The organism is Pseudoalteromonas sp. NBT06-2 (assembly GCF_002276045.1).
In the GTDB taxonomy this organism is placed as follows: domain Bacteria; phylum Pseudomonadota; class Gammaproteobacteria; order Enterobacterales; family Alteromonadaceae; genus Pseudoalteromonas.
In genome coordinates this window covers 1-3,174 of sequence record NZ_NQMR01000214.1, presented here as the reverse complement: position 1 = coordinate 3,174, position 3,174 = coordinate 1, and the positions used below count along the sequence as shown (strand labels likewise).

The window sequence follows — 3,174 nt, the reverse complement described above, 5'->3', positions numbered from 1 at the left end:
GGGGGTTATTTATCCGATTTTGTGAGTGTTTTAGGTAATTTTAGCTTTAACCTATAGACAATTTTAGCTTTAACCTATAGACAAATAATATATCACTTCATATATACCCAAGCCACTTCAAGATGTGAGGTTCAGGACTGCTGAGCAATTCATGATCTAGGCGCATCTTTGCATTAATGGTTACTCCCTTAAAAAAAGATGGACTGGCAATATGCTCCTGTATTGCTCTAGTACCTACATCCATGCAGGCAACAACGAGCATGATTTGCTCAGAAGTCTCTGTCAGGTTGGTTTATAAATACTTTATGCAGCGTTATTGATTTTGAAAAGGGAGTAACCATGTTCTTCAATCAATGCCTTACCTAAAGCATTTCTAATTCCAACTGAATCCTGCATCTTGAAGTGGTTTGGGTATTAAAACACATAAAACACATAAAACACATAAAGCACATAATTACCACTTAAAACAACAGTATTATATGCTATATATAAAGGTAGCTGAGGTAAATTTGATGTGTCTTTTTTAGTTTGTCTAGAGGGGCGGAAATAATATACAACATTAAATAATATGGAAGCTAATGTTAATTATCTCATAAAAACGAGTGAAACTTAACAGTGAATTAACCTTACTTAAATTGAATGTGTATGGGTTGTAAATACTTATAGCGGTTCTTAATAGGGTTTCGTAGGCATGTGAATGAAAAATAAAAAAATAACACTTTACAACGATTGGGTTAGTGATGAATATTTGGAGGATTATTCACTTAGGTATATGCCTAAAAAATTTAGAACGTGGTCAGAGTTTATTGTCGCTAACACCGCCATCGGTGGTACTTCTTTTTTAGCACTTGAAGTCATCGGTGCAACTATTGCTTTATCTTATGGTTTTACTACTGCATTTTGGGCCATACTATTTGCTTCAGTTATCATGTTTATTACAGGTATTCCTATTTCTATAGCCTGTGCTAAAAACAATATTGATATCGATTTACTCACTCGTAATTGTGGCTTTGGCTACGCCGGATCTACCTTTACCTCACTCATTTATGCCTCATTTAGTTTTATTTTCTTCGCACTTGAGGCGGTTATTATGGCGCAGGCAATAAATATAATATGTAATATGCCAATGGAATGGGCTTATATCCTTAGTTCAGTCATTATTATTCCCATGGCCTTTTATGGATTTAAATTTATTTCCAAATTCCAAATGTTTACTCAGCCTCTATGGTTGATCTTAATGATTACGCCTTATTTATTTGTCCTATACAAAGAACCCGATATTTTAAATAGCTTTTTAACCTTAAAAGGCACGATCAATAGTGGTAGTGAGTTCAGCTTATATTACTTTGGTTTCGCGACAGGTATCTCATTGTCTTTAATCTCACAAATTGGTGAGCAGGTTGACTACTTAAGGTTTATGCCTAATTTAAGTAAAGAGAATAGGCTTCGTTGGTGGGCTACTGTGATCTTAGCTGGCCCCGGTTGGATAATAATTGGTTTTTTAAAACAAATTGGCGGTATATTTTTAGCCGCTTTAATCATATTAACTGGTTATGGTATCAGTCATGCAAATGAACCCATTTATATGTATATGGCTGCTTATAATTATGTGTTTGAACATCCGGATATCATTTTAGGAGTAAGTGTTTTTTTTGTTATTTTGTCACAAGTTAAAATCAATGTGACCAATGCCTATGCAGGCTCGCTGGCTTGGTCTAATTTTTTTTCACGCTTATCATATTTACATGTTGGCCGTGTGGTTTGGGTGGTGTTTAATGTTGCTATCGCCTTAATGTTGATGCTATTTGGTGTGTTTGAAGTCATAGAAAAAGTATTAGGTATTTATTCGAACGTGGCTATTTCCTGGATAGGCGTATTGGTGGCTGATCTTGCTATCAATAAACCATTAGGATTAAGCCCTAAAATAATTGAATTTAAACGTGCTCATTTATATAGCGTAAATCCTGTTGGTATAGTTAGTATAGTTTTAGCCAGTTTGATTTCGATACTGGCTTTTACCGGGATATTTGGTGATATACCGAAGGCATTTTCTGCCTTTATTGCTCTTTCTATAGCCCTTATTTGTACCCCATTTATGGCCTTTGTTACCAAAGGAAAATACTATATTTTACGGCAAGACGACATACATAAAACGTCGGATAGTTCAGATACCTATACCTGTCATTCATGCGGCAATGAATTCGAATATGGAGATATGGTCTATTGTCCGGCCATTAAAAGTGACATCTGCTCACTCTGTTGCTCGTTAAACTCCACCTGTAAAGATCAATGTAAAACAGAGCAAGAACGAGCCATAATTATAAAGCTGGCGATATATATTGAAAATAAAACTGGTATACCTGCTATTCTAGTACACCAGTCGATGTTATTTATGATTATCTATTCGACCTTATCAATCACCTCAGCATTTCTTCTTTGGATAGTATATTTTGTTAAGTTGGAGTCTTTAACAGCCGAGATGCACACAGCCACCATAGATTTATTTTATCAAGTTTACTATGTGCTTATTACATTCTTAGGCCCGGTTTCTTTGGCTTTACTGTTTATAAAAAAGAGTCAAGATAAAGCGGAAAACGAGATCATAGAAAAAAATGACTCTTTATTAAAAGAAATCACCATACGCAAAGAAGCCGAAAAAAAAGCAGAGGCAGCAACTAAAGCCAAATCGGACTTCTTAGCTAATATGTCTCATGAAATTAGAACCCCAATGAACGCTATTATAGGCATGTCGGGTTTGGCTCTCCGGACAGAACTAAATAAAAAACAACGTAATTATATAGAAAAAGTGAACCTTTCAGCAGAAAGCTTACTAGGCATCATCAACGACATCCTTGATTTCTCCAAAATTGAAGTAGGCAAAATAGATATGGAGAACATAACATTTCAGCTCGAAGATGTTTTAGATAACTTAGTTAATTTAGTAGGCCTTAAAGCAGAAGATAAAAAGCTAGAGTTATTGTTTTATATTGCGTCAAATGTACCAACAAACCTCATTGGTGATCCACTACGCTTAGGACAAATTTTGGTCAACTTGGGTAATAATGCCGTTAAGTTTACCGATAAAGGAGAGGTTGTTGTCAGCATTCACTTAAAACAACATGCGCTAGACTCGGTTCTATTGCATTTTTCCGTAAAGGACTCAGGTATAGGCAT

Annotated in this window: 2 protein-coding genes; one reads left to right on the top strand and one right to left on the bottom strand. The window is 35.3% G+C overall.

Annotated elements, in window-relative coordinates:
• Positions 1 to 97: 97 nt before the first annotated feature.
• Positions 98 to 262, bottom strand: a complete 165-nt coding sequence (locus CJF42_RS27815) for a hypothetical protein (RefSeq protein WP_170940747.1) — start codon at positions 260 to 262, stop codon at positions 98 to 100.
• A 435-nt stretch (positions 263 to 697) separates the two neighbouring features.
• On the opposite strand from CJF42_RS27815, the gene CJF42_RS24050 reads away from it, so the two are divergent.
• Positions 698 to 3,174 (top strand): histidine kinase dimerization/phospho-acceptor domain-containing protein (locus tag CJF42_RS24050; protein WP_095369067.1); only part of this gene is annotated, 2,477 nt, incomplete at its 3' end.

Bases quoted from the DNA above. Each gene is read 5' to 3' on its own strand.
- CJF42_RS27815 (WP_170940747.1), bottom strand. From the start codon at position 262: ATGCTCGTTGTTGCCTGCATGGATGTAGGTACTAGAGCAATACAGGAG.